This window comes from Micromonospora sp. ZG13, from assembly GCF_059359355.1.
Genome location: NZ_JCADBQ010000003.1, coordinates 447,924 through 474,159, shown reverse-complemented (window position 1 = coordinate 474,159; position 26,236 = coordinate 447,924). Strand labels below are relative to the sequence as shown.

23 protein-coding genes are annotated in these 26,236 nt (G+C 75.2%); 9 read left to right on the top strand and 14 right to left on the bottom strand.

The annotated features are described in order from the left end of the window. Position 1: 1 nt before the first annotated feature. The 5 genes from AC5L34_RS09680 to AC5L34_RS09660 form a co-directional block, all read right to left on the bottom strand. Positions 2 to 913, bottom strand: coding sequence for a putative RNA methyltransferase (locus tag AC5L34_RS09680; RefSeq protein WP_494824528.1), 912 nt, complete (start codon positions 911 to 913; stop codon positions 2 to 4). 1 nt (position 914) lies between these two features. Continuing rightward, positions 915 to 1,559, bottom strand: a complete 645-nt coding sequence (locus AC5L34_RS09675; RefSeq protein ID WP_101414110.1) for a response regulator transcription factor — start codon at positions 1,557 to 1,559, stop codon at positions 915 to 917. Next, the gene (locus AC5L34_RS09670) at positions 1,547 to 2,764 is read right to left on the bottom strand and encodes a sensor histidine kinase (RefSeq protein WP_494824526.1); all 1,218 of its coding nucleotides are present in this window, start codon (positions 2,762 to 2,764) and stop codon (positions 1,547 to 1,549) included. The genes AC5L34_RS09675 and AC5L34_RS09670 overlap by 13 nt, the downstream gene beginning before the upstream one ends. After that, positions 2,761 to 4,923: an MMPL family transporter gene (locus AC5L34_RS09665; RefSeq protein WP_494824524.1), complete on the bottom strand. Its 2,163-nt coding sequence runs from the start codon at positions 4,921 to 4,923 to the stop codon at positions 2,761 to 2,763. The genes AC5L34_RS09670 and AC5L34_RS09665 overlap by 4 nt, the downstream gene beginning before the upstream one ends. A gap of 111 nt (positions 4,924 to 5,034) precedes the next feature. Continuing rightward, entirely contained in the window at positions 5,035 to 5,508 is a 474-nt protein-coding gene (locus AC5L34_RS09660; protein ID WP_494824523.1) for a MarR family winged helix-turn-helix transcriptional regulator, read from the bottom strand. Between the two features lie 59 nt (positions 5,509 to 5,567). Here AC5L34_RS09660 and yczE point away from each other — a divergent pair, with 59 nt between their 5' ends. From yczE to AC5L34_RS09640, 4 genes are all read left to right on the top strand, one after another. Continuing rightward, positions 5,568 to 6,197: a membrane protein YczE gene (gene yczE / locus AC5L34_RS09655; RefSeq protein ID WP_494824521.1), complete on the top strand. Its 630-nt coding sequence runs from the start codon at positions 5,568 to 5,570 to the stop codon at positions 6,195 to 6,197. Then, positions 6,185 to 6,754: an NADPH-dependent FMN reductase gene (locus AC5L34_RS09650; RefSeq protein WP_441174441.1), complete on the top strand. Its 570-nt coding sequence runs from the start codon at positions 6,185 to 6,187 to the stop codon at positions 6,752 to 6,754. The genes yczE and AC5L34_RS09650 overlap by 13 nt, the downstream gene beginning before the upstream one ends. Beyond that, positions 6,751 to 7,164, top strand: coding sequence for a PPOX class F420-dependent oxidoreductase (locus tag AC5L34_RS09645; protein WP_441174439.1), 414 nt, complete (start codon positions 6,751 to 6,753; stop codon positions 7,162 to 7,164). The genes AC5L34_RS09650 and AC5L34_RS09645 overlap by 4 nt, the downstream gene beginning before the upstream one ends. 189 nt (positions 7,165 to 7,353) lie before the next feature. Then, complete coding sequence (locus AC5L34_RS09640) at positions 7,354 to 8,433, top strand: adenosine deaminase (protein WP_441174438.1); 1,080 nt, start codon at positions 7,354 to 7,356, stop codon at positions 8,431 to 8,433. A 12-nt stretch (positions 8,434 to 8,445) separates the two neighbouring features. Here the strand turns inward: AC5L34_RS09640 and AC5L34_RS09635 are convergent, their stop codons facing one another. Continuing rightward, positions 8,446 to 8,967 carry an ATP-binding protein gene (locus AC5L34_RS09635; RefSeq protein WP_441174437.1) on the bottom strand — a complete coding sequence of 174 codons (522 nt, stop codon included), beginning with the start codon at positions 8,965 to 8,967 and terminating at the stop codon, positions 8,446 to 8,448. Between the two features lie 278 nt (positions 8,968 to 9,245). On the opposite strand from AC5L34_RS09635, the gene AC5L34_RS09630 reads away from it, so the two are divergent. From AC5L34_RS09630 to AC5L34_RS09615, 4 genes are all read left to right on the top strand, one after another. After that, on the top strand, positions 9,246 to 12,788 hold the full coding sequence (locus AC5L34_RS09630) for a sensor histidine kinase (protein ID WP_494824518.1): 3,543 nt from the start codon (positions 9,246 to 9,248) through the stop codon (positions 12,786 to 12,788). After that, positions 12,785 to 13,189 (top strand): roadblock/LC7 domain-containing protein, encoded by a 405-nt coding sequence (locus tag AC5L34_RS09625; RefSeq protein ID WP_067370442.1) that lies wholly within the window; start codon positions 12,785 to 12,787, stop codon positions 13,187 to 13,189. Before AC5L34_RS09630 ends, AC5L34_RS09625 begins: the two co-directional genes overlap by 4 nt. Before the next feature lie 99 nt (positions 13,190 to 13,288). Beyond that, entirely contained in the window at positions 13,289 to 13,666 is a 378-nt protein-coding gene (locus AC5L34_RS09620; protein ID WP_350685443.1) for a DUF742 domain-containing protein, read from the top strand. A 1-nt stretch (position 13,667) separates the two neighbouring features. Beyond that, positions 13,668 to 14,261, top strand: coding sequence for a GTP-binding protein (locus AC5L34_RS09615; protein ID WP_089002065.1), 594 nt, complete (start codon positions 13,668 to 13,670; stop codon positions 14,259 to 14,261). A 139-nt stretch (positions 14,262 to 14,400) separates the two neighbouring features. Here the strand turns inward: AC5L34_RS09615 and AC5L34_RS09610 are convergent, their stop codons facing one another. The 3 genes from AC5L34_RS09610 to AC5L34_RS09600 form a co-directional block, all read right to left on the bottom strand. Continuing rightward, complete coding sequence (locus AC5L34_RS09610) at positions 14,401 to 15,624, bottom strand: ABC transporter substrate-binding protein (protein WP_494824515.1); 1,224 nt, start codon at positions 15,622 to 15,624, stop codon at positions 14,401 to 14,403. A gap of 129 nt (positions 15,625 to 15,753) precedes the next feature. Next, the gene (locus AC5L34_RS09605; RefSeq protein ID WP_494824514.1) at positions 15,754 to 18,192 is read right to left on the bottom strand and encodes a transposase; all 2,439 of its coding nucleotides are present in this window, start codon (positions 18,190 to 18,192) and stop codon (positions 15,754 to 15,756) included. Between the two features lie 40 nt (positions 18,193 to 18,232). Beyond that, positions 18,233 to 19,180, bottom strand: coding sequence for a SatS C-terminal domain-containing protein (locus AC5L34_RS09600; RefSeq protein WP_441174431.1), 948 nt, complete (start codon positions 19,178 to 19,180; stop codon positions 18,233 to 18,235). 118 nt (positions 19,181 to 19,298) lie between these two features. On the opposite strand from AC5L34_RS09600, the gene AC5L34_RS09595 reads away from it, so the two are divergent. Beyond that, positions 19,299 to 19,640: a PadR family transcriptional regulator gene (locus tag AC5L34_RS09595; RefSeq protein WP_363620355.1), complete on the top strand. Its 342-nt coding sequence runs from the start codon at positions 19,299 to 19,301 to the stop codon at positions 19,638 to 19,640. Between the two features lie 8 nt (positions 19,641 to 19,648). On the opposite strand, the gene AC5L34_RS09590 is transcribed toward AC5L34_RS09595, so the two are convergent. The 5 genes from AC5L34_RS09590 to AC5L34_RS09570 form a co-directional block, all read right to left on the bottom strand. Next, on the bottom strand, positions 19,649 to 20,308 hold the full coding sequence (locus AC5L34_RS09590) for a permease prefix domain 1-containing protein (protein WP_494824511.1): 660 nt from the start codon (positions 20,306 to 20,308) through the stop codon (positions 19,649 to 19,651). 79 nt (positions 20,309 to 20,387) lie between these two features. After that, positions 20,388 to 22,238, bottom strand: coding sequence for a thiol reductant ABC exporter subunit CydC (gene cydC, locus AC5L34_RS09585; protein ID WP_494824509.1), 1,851 nt, complete (start codon positions 22,236 to 22,238; stop codon positions 20,388 to 20,390). Continuing rightward, the gene (gene cydD / locus AC5L34_RS09580) at positions 22,235 to 23,911 is read right to left on the bottom strand and encodes a thiol reductant ABC exporter subunit CydD (RefSeq protein WP_494824508.1); all 1,677 of its coding nucleotides are present in this window, start codon (positions 23,909 to 23,911) and stop codon (positions 22,235 to 22,237) included. The genes cydC and cydD overlap by 4 nt, the downstream gene beginning before the upstream one ends. Further along, a complete protein-coding gene (locus AC5L34_RS09575; protein WP_441174427.1) occupies positions 23,908 to 24,915 on the bottom strand; it encodes a cytochrome d ubiquinol oxidase subunit II in 1,008 nt (335 codons plus the stop codon). Before AC5L34_RS09575 ends, cydD begins: the two co-directional genes overlap by 4 nt. 10 nt (positions 24,916 to 24,925) lie before the next feature. Further along, on the bottom strand, positions 24,926 to 26,203 hold the full coding sequence (locus AC5L34_RS09570; RefSeq protein WP_494824506.1) for a cytochrome ubiquinol oxidase subunit I: 1,278 nt from the start codon (positions 26,201 to 26,203) through the stop codon (positions 24,926 to 24,928). Positions 26,204 to 26,236: the final 33 nt, after the last annotated feature.

Sequence of the window (26,236 nt, the reverse complement as noted above, 5' to 3'; positions counted from 1 at the left end):
GTCAGCGCGGGGCGGGGCGCCAGACGGTCAGCCGCACCGCGACGGTCACCCGGACCGGCTCGGCGAGGGCGGCCACCCGGGCGGCGAGCCCGGCCGGATCGGTGTGCCAGGCGCTGGGACCCATCCCGACCAGCGTCGCGACCTCCGGGCCGGTCAGCGCCAGCTCGCGCCGGTGCTCGGCCGCCGCCACCTCGGTGAAGTGCCCGCCGAGGCTCTCGGCGACCCGGTCCGCCTTGGCCGGGTCGACCCGGAGCAGGCCGAGGGCGCCGACCAGTTCGGCGAGGTGGTCGGCGGCCGGCGTGACCACCAGCAGGGACCCGGCCGGGTCGAGGACCCGGTGGAACTCGGCGCCGTTGCGCGGTGCGAAGACGTTCAGCAGCACGGCCGTGCCGGCGTCGGCCAGGGGCAGCCGCTGCCAGGTGTCGGCGAGCGCCGCCGCCGCGCGCGGGTGCGCGCGGGCGGCCCGACGCAGCGCCGGCTTCGACACGTCGAGGGCGAGACCCACGGCGTCTGGCAGCGCCGCCAGCACCGCCGCGAGGTGCCGGCCCGTCCCCGCGCCGGCATCCACCACCAGGGGGTACGCCCCGCCGACGCGTGCCCCGTTCTCCTCCCCGGCCGGCAGGCGCCGAGCAGCCGTCACGCGGTCGACGGCCTCCGTGGCGGCGGCGGCGAGGGCGGCCGAGATGAGGTCGTAGTGGCCGGCGGAGAGGAAGTCGGCGCGGGCGGCCACCATCTCCGCGGTGTCCCCGGCGTGCGGGGCGCGGCCGGCGAGCAGGTTGACGTAGCCCTGGCGGGCCACGTCGAAGCTGTGCCGGCGCGGGCAGCGCAGCGCGCCGGCGCCACCGGTGGCCTCCTCGGCCAGCGGCTCGGCGCAGACCGGGCAGCGGAGCCGGTCGACGATGCGGGGGTCCACGTCAGGCGTCCAGGAAGGTCAGCACCGCGCGTACCCGGCGGTGGTCGTCGTCGCAGTCGCGCAGGTCGAGCTTGGCGAAGATCGAGTTGATGTGCTTGCTGACGGCCTTCTCGGTGACCACCATGCGCTGGGCGATCGCGCCGTTGGAGCGCCCCTCGGCCATCAGCGCCAGCACCTCGTGCTCGCGCGGGGTGAGCCGGCGCAGCGGCGCGGCCCGGGTCGGCCGGGCCAGCAGTTGCGAGACGACCTCCGGGTCCATCGCCATCCCGCCGTCGGCGACCCGGTGCACCGCGTCGACGAACTGCGTCACGTCGGCCACCCGGTCCTTGAGCAGGTAGCCGACCGATCCCGCGCCGTCGGAGAGCAGCTCCCGGGCGTAGAGCTGCTCGACGTACTGGGAGAGGACCAGCACCGGCAGGCCGGGGATCCGTTCCCGGGCGGCCAGCGCGGCGCGCAGCCCCTCGTCCGTGTGGGTGGGCGGCAGCCGGACGTCCACCACCGCCACGTCGGGGCGGTGCTCCAGCAGGGCGGCGAGCAGCTCGTCGCCGGTCTCCACGGCGGCCACCACCTCGTCGCCGTACGCGGTGAGCAGCCGGATCAGCCCGTCGCGCAGCAGCGCCAGGTCCTCGGCGATCACGACTCGCACGGCAGCTCCACGTCGACCACCGTAGGCCCGCCCGCGGGCGAGTCGATCCGGACCCGGCCGTCGAAGACGGCGAGCCGCCGCCGGATGCCGGCCAGCCCGGTGCCCCGCTGCGGGTCGGCGCCGCCCCGGCCGTCGTCGGAGACGGTCAGCCGGACCGTTTCGGCCGTCCGGCGCAGCCGCACCGCCACGCGCGCCGCCCCGCTGTGCCGGGCCGCGTTGGTGATCAGTTCGGCGGCGGTGAAGTAGAGCGCCGACTCCAGCGGGGGTGCCAGCCGGCCGGGCAGGTCGACGTCCAGGTCGACCGGGAGGGCCGCGCCGAGGGCGAGGGCGGCGAGGCCGCCGGCGAGCCCTCGGTCGGCGAGCACCGGCGGGTGGATGCCGCGCACCACGTCGCGCAGCTCGGACAGGGCGGTGCCGGCGCTCGTACGGGCCTCCGCGACCAGCCCCCGCGCGGCCTCGGGGTCGCGGGCCAGCAGCTCCTCGGCGAGGCCGAGGTTCATCGCCATCGCGACCAGCCGCGCCTGCGCGCCGTCGTGCAGGTCCCGTTCGATGCGGCGCAGCTCGGCCGCCTGCGCGTCGACGCTCTGCGCACGGGTGTCGGCCAGTTCCACGACCCGCTCGGCGAGGGCCGCCCGCGCGGTCGGTCCGAGCAGCGCACGGGTCAGCGCCTCGTCGAGGTGGACCAGCCCCCGGGGCAGCCAGTACGCCCCCACCCCCACCAGCAGCGCGGGCACCACGGCCAGCGCGGCGTTGCCCAGCGAGTCGATGGGCAGGCCCAGGTAGTTGTCGACCGCGCCGGGGGCGACCGTGTGGATCACCGGCAGGGCGAGGCCCTGCGCGACGCCGAGCCAGAGCCCCACGGCGAGGACCAGGGCGACCGGGGCGTAGGCGAAGTGCGCGAACAGGTACGCGACGTCCCGGTAGGTCGCCGGGTCGCCGGCCATCGTCCGCAGCCGGGCCGCCAGCGGGCCGGACACGGGCCGGTACGGCGAGCGGACCGGCGGCCCGGGCACCCGGTGGCGCTGCCGGCGCAGCAGCGTCCGGGTGCCGGTGAGGGTGCGGTCGAGCAGGGGCAGGCCGACGCCGAGCAGGCTGAGCCCGGCGGTGAGGAGCGTGGCCAGCGCGAACAGGATGCCCGCGCAGGCCAGCCCCGCCGCGACAGCCAACTGGTTCAGCTCGCGCCGAGCCCGCCGCACCCCGCTCATCGGGCCATTGTCCCAGCCGGCGTGGCACCCTGCGCCGGCGTGGGGGCCGGGGCGGCCTCCGGCGGGACGCGCGTCGCCACCACGGCCGGCTCCGGACGGGTACGGGCCGGCCAGAAGGCCACCCGGCCGGTGAGCGCGGTCGACGCCGGCACCAGCAGCCAGGAGAGCCCGAACGTGGCGATCAGCACGCCGACGGCGACGGCGAGCCCGATCTGGGCCATCATCGGCGAAGCGACCAGCACCCCGAAGCTGCCGGCCAGGATCACCCCGGCCGCGGCGACGGCCGGCCCGCTGCGGCGTACCGCCTCCTCGGCGGCCTGGCGGGGCGGGCGTCCCGCGCGCAGCTCCTCCCGGAGCCGGGCGACCATCAGGATGTTGTAGTCGGTGCCGATCGCCGTGACGAAGAGGAACACGACCAGCGGCAGCTGGAAGTTGAGCCCGTCCTGCCCGCCGAGGACCTGGAACACCAGCACGCTGGTGCCCAGGGTGGCGGCGAAGCCGAGCGCCACGGCGGCGAGGAGACCCAGCGAGGCGAGCAGCCCGCGCAGCATCAGCAGCAGGAGCAGCCCGATCAGCCCGGCGGCCACCGGGAGGACCAGCCGCAGGTCCTCGTCGAGCACGGCACGGATGTCGGCGAAGGTGGCGGTCTCCCCGCCGACGTACGCCCGGGTGCCGGGCGGCGCCGCCGCGTGCGCGGCCGGCCGCAACCCGGTCTCCACGGCGTCGATGGCTCGCTGCGAGTACGGCGGCTCGGCGAGCAGCACCCGCACCCGGGCCACGCCGTCGGTGACCTCGACGCCGGCCGGGGCCGCCACGATCGGCACCTCGGCGAGTCGGCCGGCGAACCGTTCGGCGGCGGCGTCGTCGACGCCGGGGCCCGTGAGGTAGACGTCGGTCGGGGAGAGGGTCCCGGCGGGCAGCCCGGAGCGGAGCCAGTCCAGGGCCCGGGCCGACTCGGAGCCGGGCGGCAGCGCGTCGAGTTCGTAGCTGGGCCGGTGGTGCAGCGCGCCGAGGCCGAGCAGCAGGAGCACGGCGAGGGTGGTCAGCACGACCCGGGCGGGCCGGCGGGCGACCAGCCGGCCGGCGCGGGCCGCCAGCCCCGTCGGCGCGGCCCCGCCGTCGTCCGCCGCGACCAGCTTCGCCGGCCAGTACGCCCGGCGGCCGAGCAGCGAGTAGACGGCGGGGAACAGCGTCAGCGCGGCGGCCACCATGAGCAGCACGGCGACGGCCAGGGCCGGCCCGAGCACCTGGAAGGAGGCCAGCCGGGAGAGCACGAGGGCGCCGAACGCGACGGCCACGACCAGGGCGGACACGGCGACCGGGCCGCCGATTCGGCCGACCGCGTGGACCATCGCGACCCGGCGGTCCTCGCCGGCCCGCAGCCGTTCCCGGTAGCGGAAGAGCAGGAAGACCGCGTAGTCGGTGCCGATGCCGAGCAGTACGACCGGGAGCAGGCCCGTGGTGGAGGCGTCCAGCGGGTACCCGAAGACCTTCGCGCCCAACGCGAGCAGGCCGGTGGCGGCCTGCGCGACCAGCAGCACCAGGAAGAGGTTGAGCAGCGCGATCGTCGGGCTGCGGAACACGACGAGCAGCAGGATCAGGATCACCAGCACCATGGCGCCGTTGACGATCATGTCGAGCAGGAAGCTGTCGGCGGCGGCGGCCGCCTGCCCGGTCCAGCCGGCGACCAGTCCGCTGCCCGCCAGCGCGTCGTCGGTGGCGTCCCGCAGCCGCCCGACCGCCTGCACGGTGGTCTCCTCGTGCGCGTCGCCGGCCAGGCGGGCCTCGGCCAGGCGCAGCCGCCCGTCCGGGGCCGCCGCGCCGGGGGTCACCTCCGTGACGCCGGCGACCCGGAGCTCCTGCGGCAGCCGGTCGATCCGGGCGCTGTCGTCGGCGGTCAGCGGCGCCCCGTCGGCGCGGCGGACGACCAGCACCGCACTGCTGCCGGGCGGCTCGGGGAAGATCCGCGCCGCGATGGCGGCGGCCTGCGCGGACTCGTACCGGGCCGGCAGGATGTCGGCCTGGCTGTCGGCGGGGCGCGGTCCGCCCGGCCCGTAGACGGCGAAGGTGGCGGCGGTCAGCGCGGCGATGGCGAGCAGCCAGCCGGCGATCACCCGCCCCGGACGGCGGACCACCGCTGTGGCCAATGTCGTGAACACGTGCAACTCCCCGCGTCGGCTCCTGCGTGTGCCGTTGACGCTAGGGAGCCGGACGGGGCACTTCGATGGTGCGCGTACGCCGGTTCGATGGTGGTGCCTGCACCACCACGCTCAGCCTCGCGCGGCGTCCCGGCCGGTGAGGTGGTCGACCACCCGGTGGGTGAGCGCGTCCAGCGCGGCGACCTCGTCGGGGGTCAGCAGGTCGATGAGGTGCCGGCGGACGGCCGCCACGTGGCCGGGGGCGGCGGCCTCGATGGCGCGCCGGCCCTCGGCGGTGAGTACGACGACGGCGCCGCGCCCGTCCGAGGCGCACTCCTCGCGGGTGACGAGGCCGCGCTGCTGCATCCGGGTGAGGTGGTGGGAGAGCCGGCTGCGCGACCAGAGCATCCGGTCGGCCAGCTCGCTGAGCCGCAGCCGCTGGTCGGGTGTCTCCGAGAGGTCGGAGAGGACGTCGTAGTCGGGCTCGGAGAGCCCGGCGTCGCGCATCAGCTCGCGGGCCAGCTCCAGGTCGAGCAGGCGGCGCATCCGCCGGTAGCCCCGCCAGGCGCTCTGCTCCCGCTTGTCCAGCCAGCGTGGTTGCTCCATGCCGACCATCCTAGCCACTTGGTTGACACGTCATCTACCCGCCTCCTAGGGTGAGTGACATGTCAACCAGATTGCCGGGCCGGCTGGCCCGCCTGCTGAGCGGCCTCGTGCTGTTCGGCGTCAGCGTGGCCCTGATGGTCCGCGCCGACCTGGGCCTCGCGTCCTGGGACGTGCTGCACCAGGGCCTCGCCGCCCGGACCGGGCTGCCCCTCGGGCAGGTGGTGAACCTGGTCGCCCTCGCCGTGCTGCTGCTCTGGATCCCGCTCCGGCAGCGCCCCGGCGTCGGCACCGTCGCGAACGCGGTGGTGGTCGGCGTCGCGGCCGACGTTGCGCTCGCCGTCCTGCCGCCCGTGGCCCCGGTCGCCGGCCGGGTCGGCCTGCTGCTCGTCGGCATCCTGCTCAACGGGCTCGCCACGGCCCTCTACCTCGGGGCCCGCCTCGGTCCCGGGCCGCGCGACGGCCTGATGACCGGGCTGGCCGCCCGCGGCCTGCCGATCGGGCGGGTACGCACGGCCATCGAGCTCGGCGTGCTCGCTGTCGGCTGGGCGCTCGGCGGCACCGTCGGCCCCGGGACCCTCCTCTTCGCCGTCAGCATCGGCCCGCTGGCGCAGCGCCTCATCCCGAAGTTCACCGTGCCGGCCCCGGTCCGGCCCCTCACCACGGGAGCGACCTCGCCATGCCCTGCCTGACCGTCATCGTCGCCAGCACCCGGCCCGGCCGCGCGGGCCGCCGGATCGGCGACTGGTTCACCGCCGTCGCCACCGCGTACGACGCCTTCGACGACGTACGCCTCGTCGACCTCGCCGAGGTGGACCTGCCCTTCCACGACGAGCCGCACCACCCCTCCGAGGGCCGCTACCTGCACCGGCACACCCGGGAGTGGAGCGCCACCGTCGCCGCCGCGGACGCCTTCGTCTTCGTCATGCCGGAGTACAACTACGGCTTCAGCGCGCCGTTGAAGAACGCGATCGACTACCTCTACACGGAGTGGCAGTACAAGCCGGTCGGCTTCGTCAGCTACGGCATGACCTCCGGCGGCCTGCGCGCGGTCCAGATGATCAAGCAGGTCGTGACCACCCTCAAGATGATGCCGGCCAACGAGGCGGTGACCGTGTTCCTGCGGCAGGCGCTGGACGACACGGGGGACCTCGTGCCGGACCCGGGGCGCGACGCCGCCGCCACGGTGCTGCTCGACGAGTTGGCCCGGCTGGCCGCCGCCCTCGCCCCGCTGCGGGTGACGGCGTGAACGCCCGGCTGTGGGAGCTGTTCGGCGAGCGCGGCCGGGGCGTGCTGGTGACCCTGCGCCGCGACGGGCGGCCCCAGCTGTCCAACCTCGACTTCCTCGCCGAACCCGGCCTGATCCGCTGCTCCACCACCGGCGACCGCGCCAAGGTGCGCAACCTGCGCCGCGATCCCCGGGCCAGCCTGCACGTCACCACCGCCGACGGTGGGGCCTACGCGGTCGCGGAGGGCGTGGTCACGCTCGGCCCGCCGGCGGCGGCCACCGACGACGCGAGCGTCGAGGAGCTGGTCGAGGTCTACCGACGGATCCGGGGCGAGCACCCCGACTGGGCCGACTACCGGGCGGCGATGGTCGCCGACGGCCGCCTGGTGCTCCGGCTCGCCGTCGACCGGGTGTACGGCTGGCGTCCCTGACCCGCGCCGGGCGGTTCCGGCCCACCGTTCCGGCAGGTTCGGCCCACCGTGCCGGCGGTTCCGGCCGGGCGACGCGGGGCGTCCGGCCGGAACGGGCGCCGCTGGCGCGGGGCCGGCGGGGCGGCGCGCCGAGCGCCGATCCGTGCCGGTCCCGTCGGTCGGCCCGGCGGCGCCGACTAGGGTCTGTGCATGGTCGCGACAATCCGTTACGAGGACATCGTCAAGGTCCCGAAGGCGCTGCTGCACGATCACCTCGACGGCGGCCTGCGGCCGGCGACGATCGTCGAACTGGCCGCCGAGGTGGGCCACGAGCTGCCCACCACCGATCCCGAGGCGCTCGGCCGGTGGTTCGTCGAGGCGGCCGACTCCGGCTCCCTGGAGCGTTACCTGGAGACGTTCGCGCACACCGTCGCCGTCATGCAGACCGCGTCGTCCCTGCGGCGGGTGGCCCGGGAGTGCGCCCAGGACCTGGCCGCCGACGGGGTGGTCTACGCCGAGGTGCGGTTCGCCCCCGAGCAGCACCTGGAGCGGGACCTGACCCTGGACGAGGTGGTCGAGGCGGTGCTCGCCGGCTTCGTCGAGGGCAGCGCGCTGGCCGCCGAGGCGGGCACCCCGATCCGGGTCGGCACCCTGCTCACCGCGATGCGGCACGCCGCCCGGTCCCAGGAGATCGCCGAGCTGGCCGTCCGGCACCGGGACGCCGGGGTGGTCGGCTTCGACATCGCCGGCGCCGAGGCGGGCTTCCCGCCCACCCGGCACCTGGACGCCTTCGAATACCTCCAGCGGGAGAACTTCCACTTCACCATCCACGCCGGCGAGGCGTTCGGCCTGCCGTCGATCTGGCAGGCGATCCAGTGGTGCGGGGCGGACCGGCTCGGCCACGGGGTGCGCATCGTGGACGACATCACGCCCGGCACGGAGCCGGTGCTCGGGCGGCTGGCCGCGTACGTGCGGGACAAGCGGATCCCGCTGGAGCTGTGCCCGTCGTCGAACGTGCAGACCGGCGCCGCGGCGTCGATCGCCGAGCACCCGATCGGGCTGCTGCGGGACCTGCGGTTCCGGGTGACGGTCAACACCGACAACCGGCTGATGAGCGGCACGTCGATGTCGCGGGAGATGGCCCTGCTGGTGGACGCCTTCGGCTACGGCTGGAAGGAACTCCAGTGGTTCACCATCAACGCCATGAAGAGCGCCTTCATCCCGTTCGACGAGCGGCTGAAGATCATCGATGAGGTGATCAAGCCCGCGTACGGCAAGCTGCTGGGCTGACCGCGGCGGGACTCAGGAGCGGTGCGGGTGGCCGGCGAGCATGCCGGCCACCGCGCGCAGCACCTCGCCCGCCCGGGCCGCCTCGGCGCCCAGGCCGGTCTGCCGCCGCAGCACCGCCGGCTCCGCGCGCAGCAGCGCCAGGCCGCGGCGCACGAGCACCCGGGGCGCCTTGCGCTGCTCGGCGAGGTCGCGGGCCAGGCGGCGGACGAAGGTCGCGCCCCGGGGCCGACGCAGGGCGTACGCCCCGGCGAGCACCCCGCGCCGACGGCACTCCTCGACGATCTCGGCTGCGAAGATCCCTTCGGCCACGAAAAGTGGCGAACCGGCGACCTCGAATGGCCGGGTGGACACCCGGCGGTCCGCACCGATCGCGTAGACCGGCACATCGGCCCTGCCCTCACTGGCCAACCGGGCAATCGTCTCCACGGCCGCCGCGGCGTCCCAGGAGCGGGGCGACTCCCAATCCACCAGGCCGTTTCGTCGCGGCAACGTAGGGTCGTCGCCGTTCTTGTAGAAGTCGTCCAGGCAGAGCACCGGAAGGCCGGTTCGCTGCGCTATGTACGACTTTCCGGACCCGGAAGGGCCGGCGAGCAGGACAACGCGATGGGGGTGCTTCATTACCTTCAGTGACTCCGGCCAGACGGATTGCTATCAAATTGCATCAACATCTCATCACACCTCCCGCTGCGGCCAACCTGGGCTTTCTCTTTCGCAGGTGGCGTGATGGAATCTCGAATGGTCCGGCCCGTGGGGTCGGCCGCTGGGCGTTGTCCAGGGGCAACGCAGTTCCAGAATTTCGCGAGGGCGGTGACGTGAGCAAACGGCCAAAGGCGGCGGGCTCCTTCCTGTCGCGTCTGCGCCGGCCGACCGGTCGGCTCCGCGACATGCCGATCTGGTCCAAGCTCGGTCTCATCATGATCGTGCCGACCATCGCCACGGTGGTCGTGGGCACCAGCGGCCTCGTCGACCACCTGGAGACCCTCAACAACGCCAACCGGGCCGGTGACCTGGCCAACCTCGTCGGCTACTCGGGTGACCTGGTCGACACCCTCCAGAACGAGCGCACCAACGCGCTGCGCCTGCTGGGCGTGCCGCGCAACCAGGACAGCGCCCGCTACAAGCAGGCGTACGAGCAGGCCAACACCAGCGTGGACAAGGCCAAGCGGCTGTACTCGCAGCAGCGGGCCGAGGTCGAGGACCTCCCGGCCAACCTCGACACCCTGTTGGGCGAGATCGACCAGACGCTGACCGACCTGCCCGGCACCCGCAGCCAGGTCTTCAACGGCAAGCTCGGGCTCGTCCCGGCCATGCAGGCGTACGACGGCCTGATCGACGACCTGATCAGCATCCGCGACTCGGCCACCCAGCTCGCCGGCGACAACGAGCTCAGCGACCAGATGCGCGCGTCGACCGCCACCGCCCGCAACAAGGAGTTCCTGTCGCGCCGCCGGGACGTGGTGCACCGGGCCTTCATCCAGCAGCGGCTCACCCCCAACCTGCGCAACGAGTACATCGCCACCAGCACCGGCTCCAGCCAGTGGTTGCAGAGCTTCCAGGTGGTGGCGAGCCAGCCGGAGCAGGAGTACTACGCCCAGGTGGTCGCCGGCCCCGACCTGCGCGAGGCGAACACCTACAACAGCTGGCTCAACGGCATCACCACCGCCGACAGCCTGACCGGCGCCCCGTTCGACGCGGACGAGTGGGACGCGGCGATGGTGGCCAACGCCAAGCTGATCCGCACGGTCGAGTCGAAGATCGACCGTGAGGTCGTCGCGGGCGCCGAGAAGCTGCGCTCGGACGTGCAGCGTCAGGTGTTCCTGGAGACCGGCCTGCTGCTGAGCATGCTGCTCCTGGCGATCCTCTTCGCCTACCTGGTCGCCCGCTCGATGGCCCGCTCCCTGCGCGACCTGCGTCAGGGCGCGCTCTCCATCGCCCAGTACGGCCTGCCCCAGGCCGTGGCCCGGCTGCGCGACCCCAAGGTGACCGGCCAGCTCTCCCCGGTGCAGCTCGCCAACCAGATCGCCGAGCCGCTGCCGGTGCGCAGCAAGGACGAGTTCGGTCAGGTGACCGAGGCGTTCAACGCGGTCCACCTGGAGGCCGTCCGCACCGCCGCCGAGCAGGCCGCGCTGCGCGCGTCCGTCGCGACGATGTTCGTCAACCTGGCCCGCCGCTCGCAGATCCTGGTCGACCGCCTCATCGGTCACCTCGACCGGCTGGAGCGCGGCGAGGAGGACCCGGACCGGCTGGCCGAGCTGTTCCAGCTCGACCACCTGGCGACCCGGATGCGCCGCAACGACGAAAACCTCCTCGTGCTCGCCGGCGCCGACTCCACCCGCGTACAGCGGGAGCCGGCCGCCCTGATCGACGTGCTCCGGGCCGCCCAGTCCGAGGTCGAGCACTACACCCGCATCGAGTTCGGTGTGATCGACCGGGACATCGAGGTGGCGGCGCACGCCGTCAACGACCTGGTCCACCTGGTCGCCGAGCTGTTCGACAACGCCACCGCCTTCTCGCCGCCGGACTCGCACGTCATGGTGGAGGCCCGGCGTGTGGGCGACCGCGCGTCGCTCTACGTGGAGGACCGGGGCATCGGGATCAGCCCCGAGCAGCTCCACGACCTCAACGAGCGGCTCGCCACGCCGCCGCAGGTGGACGTGGCCGTCTCCCGGATGATGGGCCTGGTCGTGGTCGCCCGGCTGGCGTCCCGGCACGGCGTCAAGGTCGAGCTGCGTCCGGGCACCGACCGGGGCACCGTCGCCGAGGTGGTCATGCCGACCTCGGTGCTCGTGCCCCGGGCGCTCTCCGGCCGCCCGCAGTCGTTGCCCGCGCTGCCGCCGCCCGGCCCGCGCTCGTCCGGCCCGGCCCCGGCCTTCGGCGCCCTGCCGGCCCTCGGCAACGGCCCCGCCAACCCGATGCCCACGCAGCGCCCCGGCGAGTCCGGCAACCAGGTCACCCTGGGCGGCCGGCCGTTCGACCCGGCGCCGCGCAACGGGGCCGGCGCACCCGCCTCGGCCGGCGCGGCGCGGTCGATGCCGGCCTGGTCCGACCTGACCGGCGCCAGCGGCTTCAACGGCGGCGAGGCCTTCCAGCCGCGCACCTCGAACGGCCAGTCGATCGACCCGCTGCCGCAGCGGCGGTCGGCCGACGACCAGGACGCCACGGGTCAGCAGCAGGCCGTCCCGCGGCAGCTGCCCAGCACCCCCGAGGCCCGGCCGTACTCCGTGCCGCCGGTCTCCGCGCCGCCCGTGCCCTACGCGGGCCCGCCGGTGTCGACCCCGCCGGCGCCCTACTCCGCACCGCCGGTGTCCAGCCCTCCGGTCTCCGGCATGCCCGTCTCGGCGTCACCCGTCTCCGGCCACCCTTACTCGGGTCCGCCGGTCTCGGCCGCGCCGTACTCCGGCATGCCGGTCTCGGCGCCGCCGACCAACCCGCTGCCCCAGCGCCAGGGTCCCGGCGCGCCGGGCCCGGCCACGCCTGCGCCGCCGGCCTGGCCGCCGGTCGCCGGTGGGGACCGGGACGCGGCGACCCCGCCGGTGCCCGAGCGTCTGGCCGCCGCGCTGGACATGACCACCGAACTGCCGCGGGTGCCGCGCTCCGGCGCGCCGGCCCCGGCCGCTCCCGCGCCGACCGCCCCGCCGACCCCGGCCGCTCCGCAGACGCGGCCGGCCACGCCGCCGGTCCAGAACAGGCAGCGGTACGCGGACGAGACGATGGAGCTGCCGATCTTCCGGGAGCTCGAGTCGGCCTGGTTCCGTACCCGCCGCCCGGGGCCGGAGGAGGCGGCGACGGCCGCCGCGAAGACGCCGACCGACAGTGGATCGACCCAGCAGTTCGCCCGGGTCGACGCCGGCGGTCGGGCCGTGCAGCCGACACCACCCGGGACGACAGGTAACGCACCGATGGCAGACACTCCGGCGGCCGGAGGAGCGCCGCGCGAGAACGGATCGACGGCCAACGGGGGTGCCCGCCCCGCCTTCGCCGACAGCTTCGGTCACCGGCGGTCCGCTCAGCAGCAGACGGGCGGTTGGCAGACCGCGGCCGACGACGGGTGGCGTGCCGCCACCGCGGCGACCGAGGTGCCCGTCGCGGCGACCACCTCGACGGGGCTGCCGAAGCGCACCCCGATGGCGCAGCTGGTGCCCGGTGCGGTGGAGAAGCCCACCACGTCGGTGCAGCGGCGTACGCCGGAGGGTGTCCGCGGCCTCCTGTCGGCCTACCATCGGGGCGTGCAGCGGGGTCGTACGAACCCGTCGGACAACCCGACCAGCCCGGAGGCGACTCCGGGAGGGCAGCAATCCTCGCAGTCTGGCTCAGGCCCGGTGGCCGGGAGCGGGCAGAAGGAGCAAGAACGATGACAACTACGCAGGATCTCGGTTGGCTGCTGGCCAACTTCGCCGACCGGGTACCCGGTGTCGCGCACGCGGTCGCCGTCTCCGCGGACGGCCTGCTCCTCGCGTCGTCACGGGACCTCCCGCGGGACCGGGCGGACCAGTTGGCCGCCATCGCGTCCGGCCTGGTCAGCCTCACCCAGGGTGCGGCCCGCTGCTTCGAGGGAGGCGCGGTGCTGCAGACAGTGGTGGAGATGGACAATGGCTTCCTGTTCCTCATGTCCATCTCGGACGGGTCGTCGTTCGCGGTGCTCGCCGCCCGCAGCTGCGACGTGGGGCAGGTGGGCTACGAGATGGCCCTGCTGGTCGACCGGGTGGGCGACGCGTTGACCCCGCAGCCACGTGCGGCTGCGGGCATGCTGGGCTGACGACCCGTTGACCCGTGAGGTCGGCGGGCCGACGACGACAACGACGACGACGGGCTCCAATCGGAGCCGGTGCCGGGTGCGAGGGAGGTGAGCGGCGACATGGTCGATCGTGACGAGCCGACCGGAGCGTTGGTCCGTCCATACGCCGTGACCCGCGGTCGTACCCGCCCCCGCCTCGACATCGCGCTGGAGGCGCTCGTCGAGACGACGGTGCGCGGCCGCGCCGCTGCCAATGGCAACGGCGGTCAGGGTCGCGAGCACCAGTACATCGCTGCGCTGTGTGATGGACGTGTGCAGTCGCTCGCCGAGATCGCGGCGCGGATGCAGCTCCCGCTCGGTGTGGCCCGGGTGCTCATCGCCGACATGGCGACGGACGGCCTGGTCGCGGTCCACGAGCCGACCATCTTGGACGACTCGGACGACGCGGTGGGCACTGAACTGCTGGAGAGGGTGCTGAGTGGACTTCGCAGGCTCTGACATGTCGCACCGCCCGCCGACCCCGAGTGGGCGCGTGACGTCGGCGAAGATCGTTATCGCCGGTGGATTCGGCGTCGGCAAGACGACGCTGGTCGGCTCGGTCTCGGAGATCACGCCGCTGACGACCGAGGCCATCATGACCTCCGCCGGCGTGGGCGTCGACGACACCCGGCAGGTGCCGGGCAAGACGACGACCACGGTGGCGATGGACTTCGGCCGCATCTCGATCGACCGTGACCTGATCCTGTACCTGTTCGGTACGCCGGGTCAGACCCGGTTCTGGTTCATGTGGGACGAGTTGGTCCGGGGCGCGATCGGCGCGGTCGTGCTGGTGGACACCCGCCGGCTGGCCGACTGCTTCGCGGCGATCGACTTCTTCGAGCACCGGCGGCTGCCATACCTGGTGGCCATCAACTGCTTCGACGGGATGCAGTACCACGATCCGCAGGACGTCCGGGACGCGCTCGCGATCTCCGGGGACGTGCCGGTGGTGGCGTGCGACGCCCGCAACCGGGAGTCGACGAAGCACGTGCTGATCTCGCTGGTCGAGTACGTGCTCACCATGCGGCGCTCGCGCGCCGTGGCGCCGGCCTGATCGACGCGACACGCGCCCGGTGACGGCCTCGGCCGCCACCGGGCGCTCGTCGCTGTCCAGGTCGCGGGGCGCGGGCCTGGCCCGCGCGGTGAGCCGCCCGCGCTGGCCGGGCGCGCTCGGGTGGCCCGTCGGGGCGGGGTCAGGACACCCGCGTCCAGGCACCCGCGCTGACGGTGTAGACGCCCAGCGAGCCCTGGTCCATGCCGCCGTGCCGGATGGGGGTGAAGGAGTACATCCCCGCCATCCCCTCGGTGACCTGGTTCTGGAGGAACGCGCGGATCCGTCCACGGTCGACGCTGGTGGAGAGCCGGGCCGCGTCGGCGATGAGCTGCACCGCGTCGGACGCGTACGGGGCGAAGCCGCTGAACCCGCCGTGCAGCTGCACGTAGCGGTAGACGAACTCCTTGCGCTCCAACGCCGACATGGTGGTGTTGGCGAGCATCGCCCCGCCCAGCGAGGTCGGGTGCACGGCGTACGCGCCCTCCAGGAGGGCCGCGTTCCCGCCCTGGAGGGTCTGCTCCGCCACCGCGCCCGCGTCGAGGAACACCGGCCCGTCGTAGCCGGCCCGGCGCAGCGCCCCGACGGCGGCGGCCGAGTCGGGGGCGGTCGCCCACACCACCACCCCGTCGGGGCGGGTACCCGCCGCCGCGCGGGCCGCCGGGCGGAAGTCCTCGCCGGTGCGGGGCAGCAGGGTGTCGGCGGCCAGCGTCACCCCGGCCGTGCGCAGGGCACCTCGCATCGCCCGTACGCCCGATTCGCCGTGCAGGCCGGCCGCGGCCAGCACGGCGACCCGGGAGAGCCGCTGCGAGGCGATGAGCCGGGCGAGCCGACGGGCCATGTCGCCGGCGTCCGGAGTCATCTTGTAGACGTACGTCCGCTGCGCCAGCGGCAGCACGATCCCGTCGCCGAAGGCGAGCGAGAGGAACGGCACCCGCTCCTTCTGTGCCACCTGGACCAGAGCCATCGAGGTCTCGGCCATGGTGCCGCCGAGCAGGGCGTGCACGCCGGTGTCGCGGGCCAGCGCGGTGGCCTGCCGGGCTGCCAGCGCGGGGTCGCCGGCGTTGTCGCGCACCTCGAGCCGTACGGCGCGACGGAGGTTTCCGATCGGGACGCCCTTGGCGTTGAGCGATTCGAGGGTGATCTCCAACGCCCGCTGCTGGAGTACGCCGAGCGCGGCGCCGGGGCCGGTCAGCTCCAGGCTGACCCCGATCAGCAGCTCCTGGCCGCCCGGCGCGACCGTCGTGGCGGGACCGCCCGCGTCCCCCTCGCCTCGCCCGCAGGCGCTGAGCAGGAACGTGCCCGCCGTCGCGGCCAGCAGGCCACGGCGGGTGAACGCGGAGGAGCCGGTTGCCGATGTCGCCATGAGTCGCCTTCCCACCCGACGACCCCTGCCGCCGGCTGTTCCGCCGGTATGCTCCCGGCCGCCGCGAGGTGGCGTCAAATTATCCGGGTGTGGGCATGAACACGCAGGTGGGAGGCGATTTCCCGGCGGTCAGGAGCGGTAGCCGGCGGAGCGGTACTCGTATTCCCGGTCGTCGTCGCGGTCGCCCGTGTCACGGGTGAAGTCCCAGCCCCCGGCGGCTTCGCGACCGGGCCGACCGCCCACCGCGAACCCGCCGATCTCCTGCCCGCGGCGCCAGCCACGGAAGTAGCCGGTGGTGTTCTCGGCGAGGCTCGCCGCGTCGCGGACGATCCGCAGTGGTCGCTCGTCCCGCAGCGGGGAGCCGGGGACGAGGTTGGCCTGGGGGACCCGCTTCGGCAGCCCGGCCGGGGTCTCGGCGCCGACCGCCGGGCGGGCGGCCTGCTCGGCCGCCTGCCAGCCGGTGTCCGCGGTGGTGGACCAGTCCAGGTTGGACTCGTCGTCGTGCCCCACGAACCAGGCGGACTTGGCCTGGGCGAAGATCAGCAGGTCGCCGTCGCCCTCGTCGGATACCGGCGGAGGCCGGCGCTCGACCGGGGGCGCCGGCCGGTACTCGGCTGCGGGCCGCTCGTCACGGGGGACAGGTCGGCCACCGCGTGCGGCCTCCTCGCGGTCGACCAGCCGCAGCGGAGGCGTCTCGGGCTGCGCGTCCGGGGCGGGACCCGTCCCGCCGCGCAGCGCGCGGTCGGCCAGCGGCGGCGGCTCGACCAACCGCAGCACCGGAGGCTCCTGGGGCAGGTCGTCGGCCAGCCAGGGCGGGGTGACCCGGCGCTCCGCCCCCGGATCGGTCGGGGCGTCGACGCCGCGTCCGCCGCGCTCTCCGTAGGAGTTGGCGACCGGGTTCTTGGCGGAGCTGTCGGCCGGGTCCTCCGGGTTGTTGACCAGCGGCCAGTTCGCCCGGGAGCCGGGGGGAGCGGGCTCCGTGCGGGCGGCCGGGGTGGCCTCCTGGTCGGGCCGGGGCGTGGGCACGGGAACGCTGAGGTCGGTGGCGCTGAAACCGCCGGTGGGCGGGGCCGGCTCGACGTTCGTCTTCGGCCGGGGCGGGATCACGGTGCGCTGGCGCTCGGCGCGGGCGTTCTGGATCGCCGCGGTGGTCAGGGTCGGGCGGAACGGCTCGCCCGCCTCGGCCGGCGGCACCGCGCCACGCTGCGCCGGGGCGATGGGGGTGATCCCCGGCGGCGGAGGCGGCGGCGCGGACACCGGCCGGTTGGTCGGACCGTCGATCCGGCTCGGCAGCGCTCCGGGCCGCGAGGGGGGCGCGGAGACCGGGGGACCGGCGACCGCAGCCGGCGTGACCGGCGTCGGCGCGACCGGGGGCGGGGTGACGGGGGCCGGGGCGACCGGCGGCGGGCCGAGCGGCCGGGGGGCCGGGGGCGCCGTCGTGCCGGAGACGGGCTCGGGCCGGCTGCGGCGGCCACCGCCCGGGGCGGGCTCGGGTTCGGCGGGCCGCAGGGGACGCGGAGCGGCGCCGGTGGGGGCGAGGCCGGACAGGCCGCCGGTGGGAGTCAGGCCGGGCAGCGCGCCGGCGGGGGCGCGACCGGGCGCGTCGCCGAGCGGCTCGCCGTGGCGGGTCGCGGCGCGGCGGCCCGGGGCCGGCGTGGCGGGCGCGCCCACCCGCTCGTTGAGCGCGCCGACCAGGGCCTGGCAGCCGGCGTCGCAGGCCCGGACGGAGGCGACGGCCTGCCGTACGGTGTCGGCCACCGCGGAGGTGAGGGCGCGGTTGACGGTGGCGCGTCGGGGCGTCTCGCTGATGGCGACCCGCAGGGCGGTCACCGCCGAGGTGAGGTCGTCGGCGTCGGCGACCCCGTCGGCGGCGAGACGCGTCGCGACCGCCTCCGCCGGGGCGTCGCCGCCGCGACCCACGGTGCCGGTCAGCATGCCGGGCTCGGGCAGCGCGTCCAGCACGGCCAGCGAGACCGGCTCGGCCGGGTCCGGGTACGCGCGCAACGCGGCCGGGTAGAGCTCGCGCAGCACCTCCCGCAGCGCGACGGCGGCGGAGTGCCGGCCGCTGGCCAGGGCGGCGTGCGCGGCGAGGACCTGCTTGTAGCCGGCGAGGTCCCGGGGAGCCGGGAGGGTGACGGCGGAGAGGGCGCCGGCCTGCAGGGCACGGGCCAGGCCGACGGCACGCCGCTCGGCCGGGGGCGACTGCATCTCCTCCAGGGAGTCGTCGTCGGCGAAGCGCTCGGCGAAGTCGTCGACGGAGTCGTCGTCCGCGATCGCCAGTGGACGACCCGCCGCGCTGAGCAGCGAGGTGACCGTGTGGTCGTCGCTGTCGGCGGCGATGGCCGCACCGCTCGGCCCGCCCGACCGCTCCACGAGCAGCGCGACCAGCTGGGCGTAGCCAGCGGGGTCGTCGCCGATCTCGCAGACATGCAGCAGACGGCCTGCGTCGTCGACCACAGCGGACGTCAGCGTCGAACCGGCCGAGACCGGTCGGTCGGCCGGATCCGCCGAGGCCAGACCGCAGTACACGCGCACGAGCGCCACGGCGTCGTCCTCCTCCCGGGACACAAGGCTTTCACTGCCAGAGACTGATGCTCCCCGTAAAGGGTCAGTCGCGCCAGTCCACGACCGCAGAGATCTTCCCGACAATGGTGCGCCAACCCAGACTTGCGGTTTGTGCCCCGATTTTCTTCAGTCGGCGCCGCCCGAAGAAGCCGCCGACGCCGCCGTCGACCGTGGCGCGCAGCGCCTCGTCGAGATCGTCGAGGCTGGAGCCGGCGGAGAGCATGTCCAGCACCGCGGGCAGCCGCAGCGCGTACGCCAGGTCGCGGGCGACCTCGCCGGCCTCGATGAGCAGCGTCGGGTCCCAGGTGTCGTGCCCGCCGCGGAGGTTCTCGACCACCAGGTCGAGCTCGTAGACGTCCTCGTCGAGCGGCGCGATGTCGGCCGGCTCCACCCGTTCGGACAGTTCATTCCAGCTGTCCAGCTGAGACAGGTCGTTGGGCGCCCCGGACCGGACGAAACTGACCAGCGACTCGGGCGTCTTGAAGAGCAGCAGCTTCCCGCGGTGGCTGAGGAAGACCGGCACCTCCTCGTCGCCCGCCTCGTCCTCGTCCTCGGAGTCGGCCTTGGCGTCCTCGTCGTCGGTCGCGTCGCGGCGGCGGCCCTTGGCCTCCTCCTCGTCGCTCTCGGCGAACTCCTGGGCGACCTCCTCGTCGAGGATGACGACGGCCTCGTCGTCGTCCTCCTCTTCCTCCTCCGCGACCTGGCGGCGGGCCAGGAACGGGTCGTCCTGGTCGCGCTCGGCGACGTCGGTCGGGGTCAGCTCCCGAGCCGGGCGGTAGGCCCGCAGCGTGTAGCCGGTGCCGGCGGGCAGCGCGATCTCCACCGGGTCGATCCGCAGCTCGTCCCAGAGGGCGCGGGCGGCCTCGGCAGAGACGGTTGCGGTGCCGGACTCGGCCGGGGCGTCGGCGTCGTCGAGCTCGGGCTCGTCGGCGTCGGGCCGTTGGGGCGACTGGCGGGCCACGCTGACCTCCGTGTGCTTCGGGTTGCCCACCCGTCGGCGTCCGCCGCCGACGAGTGACTCTGGGCACATACCCTAGTGGGCGTCTCCGGGAGACCGGTGCCCGCACCCCGGTGGCGGTCCCGCCCGCCGACAAGTAGCGTTGCTACGCATGAAGGCCCAGGCGCTGCACGGACACCTCGACGCGCTGCTGCTCGCGGTGCTCGAGCAGGGTCCGCTGCACGGCTACGCGATCATCGAGGCGCTGCGCAGCCGCAGCGACGGCCAGCTCGACCTGCCGACGGGCACCATCTACCCGGCGCTGCGTCGGCTGGAGCGGGCCGGCCACGTGGCCAGCACCTGGAGCACCGTCAACGGGCGGGAGCGGCGGACGTACCAGCTCACCGACGAGGGCCGGCGGGCGCTGGCCGGCGAGCGGTCGGGGTGGCACGAGTTCCGCTCCACCGTCGGCCGCTTCCTCGACACCGACACCCCGCCGACCGCCCCGGCCTGACCGCCGGTTCAGCGGGTGGCGAGCAGCCAGGTGTGCGCGGCCCGGCCGAGCCAGAGGTAGCCGGCGGCGGCCACCACCGTGCCGATGATCATGGGCGGCCAGGTGAGCGCGGCGTCCCAGAGGCCGATCGACCACGCGAAGAGGGTCGAGCCGGCCAGCACGCCGAGGGCGAGGACCCCGGTGAGGGCCGTCCCCACCGCCCGGTCCACGGCACGGCCGCGCAGCGCCGACCGCCCCGCCGGCAGCAGCCCGATCGCGGCCAGCACGAACGCCGCCGCCCAGATCCAGCCCACCGACGCCGATAGCAGTTGGTAGGCGGCCGGCGGCGGGGAGCCGTCCCAGCTCGCCCCCTGCCAGGTGAGGTCGCCGGCGACGAACGCGACCGTGGCGAGCGCGACGACCCGAAGCGACAGCCCGCGCAGCGCACCCGCCGCCAGCTCCGCCTGGTAGGCCGGGGCGAGCTCCGCCGGCGCGCCGAACTCGGCCACCGCCCGGCGCTGCGCCTCCGCCGCCGGCAGCCCACTCTCCCGGTACGCGTCGACGGCGTCCAGCAGCCCGTGCCGCGCCTCGGCCAGCAGGTCGGACCTGAGGCGGCGCGGCCCCCGCAGGCGCGCGCCCAGCTCCCGCAGCCGTTCCTCCACGATCGTCGCGTCGTTCTCGCCCCGCATGGCCCCACCCTGTCACGGGGCCGCAGCGGACGTCGTCGGGGAGAACCCTGGCCCCGACCCGGATCCGGGCGGACGGGCGTCAGGGGCGCAGCGCCAGGTACCCGCGTTCGGCCGCCTCCTGGATCAGCCACTGGTCCCGGTACCAGCCGGGGGTGGCGACCAGCTCGGCGTGCCGGCCGCGCTGGGCCACCCGCCCGGCGTCCAGGACCACGATCTCGTCGAGCCCGGCGAGCCCGCTGAGCCGGTGGCTGATCAGCAGTACGGAGTGCCCGGCCGGGGTGGCGGCCAGCGCGGAGGCGAGCACCGCGTCGGCGGCGGCGGGATCGAGCCCCTCGGTCGGCTCGTCGAGCACCAGCACACCCGGGGCCGCGAGCAGCGCCCGGGCCAGCGCGACCCGCTGCCGCTGGCCGCCGGAGAGCTGACCGCCCTCCTCGCCGACCACGGTGTCCCAGCCGTCGGGCTGCTCGCGTACCCAGTCCAGCAGCCCGGCCGCCGCGGTCGCCGCCGCCAGCTCCTCCTCGTCGGCGCCGGGCCGCCCGAGCAGCAGGTTCTCCCGGACCGAGGCGTGGAAGACGTACGCCTCGGCGAGCAGCCCGCCGACGGCGCGGGGCAGCTCCTCGGCCCGGTACGCCGACAGCTCCCGCCCGTCGAGGGTGATCCGCCCGTGCGCGGGGCGCACCGCGCCGGTGAGTACGGCGGCCAGCGTGCTCTTGCCGGCGCCGCTGGGGCCGACCACCGCCACCCGTCGACCGGGCGACAGGTCGAGGCCGAACCCGTCCAGGGCGGGCGGGGCACCCTCCCGGTACCAAACGGTGACGTCCTCGAACCGCACCTCGTACGGCCCGGGGCCGACCTCGGCGCCGCCGGAGGCGGCCGGACCGGCCGGGGCCTCCAGCAGGGCGGCGACCCGGGTCAGGCCGGTCCGGAGCTGGGTCCACTGCCGGGCGGCTCCGACCAGGGCCAGCGCGATCTCCACGGCGGCGAGTGTGCCGACCGCCAGGACGCCGACCAGCACCCCGTCCACGCCGTCGGCGAGCGCGGCGAGCACCACCGCCCCGGCGGTCAGCCCGGCCACCAGCACCCCGGCCGCGTCGACCGCGAAGCCGGTGGCGGCGAGCCGCCGCTCCAACCGGGCCAGCCGTCGGGCCCGCGCCCCGGCCGCCTCCAGCGCCTGCCCGGTGGCGCCGAACGCGGCCAGGTCGGCGGCGCCGTGGGTGAGGTCGACCGCGTCGGTGGCGAGGGCGCCGCGCAGCGGCGCCAGTTCGGCGGCGGCGCGGCGGGTCAGCGCGGTGGCCAGCACGGGCAGCGCGACCCCGGCGAGCAGCAGCCCGACCGCGAGCACCCCGGCGGCGGCCGGCGACATCAGTGCCGCCCCGCCGACCGCGAGCACGCCGACCAGCGCCGCCGCCGAGGCCGGCACCAGCACCCGCAGCAGCAGGTCCTGCACCGCCTCCACGTCGGAGACGAGCCGGCTCAGCGCGTCGCCGGAGCGCTGCCGTGCCGCCGGGCTGGCGGCGAGGGTGCCGAAGACCCGGGCCCGCACGTCGGTGATCAGCCGCAGCACGGCGTCGTGCCCGGCGAGTCGTTCGGTGTAGCGGAGCACGCCCCGGCTGATCGCCAGCGCCCGGACCGCCACGATCGCCACGGTGAGGCGGTCCAGCGGGGGCCGTTCGGCGGCGCTCATCAGCAGCCAGGTCGCGGTGGCCATCAGGGCGAGGGCGGCGAACTCGGTGGCGGCGGCGAGCAGCCCCGCGCCGAGCAGCCGGTTCAGGTACGGCCGGGCCAACCGCAGCACGGCCCGCTCGGCGGAGCCGGCGCGCCCCGGCCCGGGCCGGGCGTCGGTAGCGGCGCCGGCCGCGTCGGCGCTGCCGGGTGCGTGGGTGGGCTGCCTGTTGGGCCGGGCGTCGGCGGGGGGCCGTTCGTCGGTCATCGGGTGGCCTCCCCGGCCGCCGAGGGCGTCAGTTCCGTGACCCGGCCGTCCTCGATCCGCAGGATCCGGTCGGCGTCGGCGAGCAGCGCCGGCCGGTGCGCCACCAGCAGCGCCGTCCGGCCGGCCACCAGGCGGCGGGTGGCGTCGAGGACGACGGCCTCGGCGGCGGTGTCCAGCCGGGCGGTCGGCTCGTCGAGCAGCACCACGGGCGCGTCCCGCAGGAACGCGCGGGCCAGGGCGACCCGCTGCCGTTGCCCGCTGGACAGGCCGTGCCCGCGCTCGCCGAGTACGGTGTCGAGCCCGTCGGGCAGCCCGGCGACCACGTCGTCCAGGGCGGCGTCGTGGACCGCCGCGGCGAGCGCCGCGTCCGGGGTGCCCGGGGTGCCGAGCCGGATGTTGTCGGCCAGTGAGGCGGCGAAGAGGTGGGCCCGCTGCGGCACCCAGGCCACCTGGCGGCGCCAGCCGTCGGCGTCGGCGTCGGCCAGGTCCACCCCGCCCACGGTGACCCGGCCGGCGGTCGGCGTCACGAAGCCGAGCAGCAGGCCGAGCAGCGTGCTCTTGCCGGCGCCGCTGGGCCCGATCACGGCGACGCGTTCGCCCGGCCGGATGGTCAGCGTGACGTCGCGCAGGGCGGTGGTCCGCTCGTACCGCACGGTCACCGCCTCGAACCGGATCTCGCCGCGGCCGTCGGGGACGGCCGCGCCCTCGCCGCGCGCCGGCGCGGGCGCGGCGGCCGACAGGGTGAGGGCCTCGTCCAGCGCGGTGAGCCCCTCCATGCTGGCGTGGAACCGGGCGCCGGCCGCCCGCAGCGGCAGGTACGCCTCCGGGGTGAGCAGCAGCACCAGCAGCGCGGTCTGGAGGGTCAGCCCGCCGCCGAGCAGCCGTACGCCCACCGGCACGGCGACCAGCGCCACGGAGAGGGTGGCGACCAGCTCCAGCACCAGCGCGGACAGGAACGCGATCCGCAGCGTCTTCATGGTCGCGACCCGGTGGCCGTCGGCCATCCGGCGGACCACCTCGGTCTGCGCCCGCGCCCGGCCGAACGCGCGCAGCGTGGGCAGCCCGGCGACCATGTCGAGGAAGTGCCCGCCGAGCAGGGAGAGCCGTCGCCACTGCCGCTCGGTGGCGGCCTGTGCCTGCCAGCCGAGCAGCGCGCCGAAGATCGGGATCAGCGGCAGGGTCACCGCGATGATCAGCGCCGAACTCCAGTCGGCGACGAAGATCCGGGCCAGCACGGCGACCGGCACGGTGACGCTGAGCACCAGCTGCGGCAGGTAACCGGTGAAGTAGGCGTCCAGCGCGTCCAGTCCGCGCCCGGTCAGCGTGGCGAGCTGCCCGGCGCGCTGCCCGGCGACCCAGCCGGGGCCGTGTCGCCCGACGGACGCGAGCAGGTCGGCCCGCAGCGCCGCCTTGACCGTCGCCGCGACCCGCGCCGACACCGTGCCCTGCGCCCAGACCAGCAGCGAGCGGGCGGCCACCGCGGTGGCGAAGCCGGCCAGCGCGGGCCGGTCGAGCCGTCCTTCGAACGCGGTCGCCAGCAGCGCGGCCAGCGCCGTGGCCTGCGCGACGACCAACCCCGCGGCCAGCACGCCGAGTAGCGCGAGCATGGCGAGGTCGCGCCGGGCCCCCGGGACCCGGCGCAGCAGACGCGGGTCGAAGGGACGGCGGTTCACCAGTACACCGGTGCCCTGCCGTCGGTCCGTCCCCGGAACACCCACCAGCACATCGCCTGAAAGCCTAGTAGGGCCGGCAGGAGCGGCAGCGTCAGCCAGCCGAGCAGCCGCAGCGTCGGTGTGCTCGCCGCCGCGTCGGCCACGGTCAGTGACGCCCCCGGGTCGACCGTGGAGACCAGCGCGTAGGGCCAGATGGTCGCCCCGACCAGCGCCACCGGCAGGGCCAGGGCCGCGCAGGTGGCGGCGAAGGCCAGCCCGGGCCGTCGCCGCGCGAGCGCCGCGCGGGCCGTCAGCAGCGCCGTGACCAGCAACGACAGCAGCAGTACGGCCGCCAGCGGCTGCTGTGCGGCGGCGCGTACGTCGGCGGAGAGCAGGCCCACGACGGTGGCCGCGCCGACGGTGGTCAGCGCCACCGGGACGAGCCGGGCGGCCAGCCGCCCGACCGGCGCGGCGTCGGCGGCGGGCAGCCGGAGCGTGAGAAAGGTCGCACCGTGCAGCGCGACCAGCGCGACGACGGCGAGCGCGGCGGCGGCCACGAACGGGGTGAAGAGGTGGGTCACCCCGGCGACGTGGCCGTCGGCGCGCAGCGGTACGCCCTGGAGCAGCCCGGCCAGCACGGCACCCCAGCCCAGCGCGGCGAGCGCGCTGCCGACGACCACGATCCGGTCCCACCGGGCGCGGGCGCGCTGCCCGGCCGGTCGGCTGCGCAGCTGCACGCCGGCGGTCACCAGCACGACCCCGGTCAACGCGCCCAGCACCGCCGGGTAGAAGCCGGAGAGCAGTTCCCCCTCCAGCACCGGGAAGGCACCGAACAGGATGCCGACGGCGGCCACCAGCCAGACCTCGTTGCCGAGGAAGAACGGGCCGACCGCGTTGAGCGCGGCGCGCCGGCGGGCCGGGTCGGTGTCGCGGGCGAGCAGCAGGCCGACGCCGTAGTCGTACCCGCCGAGCACCAGGTAGACGGCGAAGAAGAGGCCGAGCAGGGCGTACCAGGCGAGTTCCACGGTCGTCTCCTCAGGCGAAGGCGGGCTCGGGGTGGGGGTCGGCCGGCGGCTGGTCCGGTTGCCGGCCCAGGGCCGGGTCGTGGGCGCCCCGGGCGGCGTGCCGCGCCAGCAGCACCCAGTTCGTGACGGCGAGGGTGCCGAGCAGCAGGCTGAAGCCGATCAGAGAGGTGAGCATCAGCCAGGGGCTGACCGGCGACACGGCCTGGTCCACGGGCAGCAGCCCGTACGCGGCCCAGGGCTGGCGGCCGACCTCGCGGGCGATCCAGCCGAGGATGACCGCGACGAACGGCAGCGGCAGGGCGAACTGGAGGATCCACAGCGGGACGCGTAGCCGGATGATCCAGTCCCGCCACAGCAGCGGGAGCAGCAGCCAGAGCAGGCCGAGGGTGAAACCGATCAGGATCATGAAGCCGAGGCCGACGTCGGCGAGGGCCGGCGGTGTGTAGTCGCCGGGACCGAACCGGGCGGTCCATTCGGCGATCAGCGGCGCGGCGGCGGGGTCGTCGCCGAACTTGGTGGGCTGCACGTCGCTGATCGCGAAGAACTGGGCGAAGCCGAAGCCCTGCACGAAGAAGATCGCCACCGCCGAGGTGATCAGGCCGATCCGCAGCCCCTTGCGGTGCAGCGCGAAGTCGTCGGTGCGCCGGACCAGGTGCCACGCGCTGACCGCCGCCATCAGCATCCCGCCCACCAGCAGCGCCGCCGTGACGACGTGCCCGAACGCCATGCGGAAGGTGGGGTTGTCCAGCAGCGCGGAGAAGTCGGTGAGGTGCGCGACCCCGTCGCGTACCTCGTGGCCGACCGGGTTCTGCAACCAGGCGTTGGCCACCATGATCCAGAACGCCGAGGCGTACGCGGTGATCGCGACGCCCCAGAGCAGGGCGAGGTGGACGCCCCGGCGCAGCCGGTGCCAGCCGAAGATCCACATGCCGAGGAACGTCGACTCCAGGAAGAAGGCGACCAGCGTCTCGATGGCCAGCGGCGCGCCGAAGACGTTGCCGACGTAGCGCGACAGCCCGCTCCAGTTCAGACCGAACTGGAACTCCATCACGATGCCGGTGGCGATCCCGAGGACGTAGTTGATCACGTAGAGCTGGCCCCAGAACCGGGTCAGTCGCTCGTAGACCGGCTTGTTGGTGATCACCGAGGCGGTCTGGAGGTAGACCAGCAGGGTCACCAGCCCGAGGGTGACCACCACGAAGAGGAAGTGGATCGAGGTGGTGGTGGCGAACTGCAGGCGGGCGAGCAGCAGGGTGTCCATGGCCGGCTCTCCGTACGGTTGGCTCACTTGTCGTAGCGAGCCTACACGTAGATTGCCTAC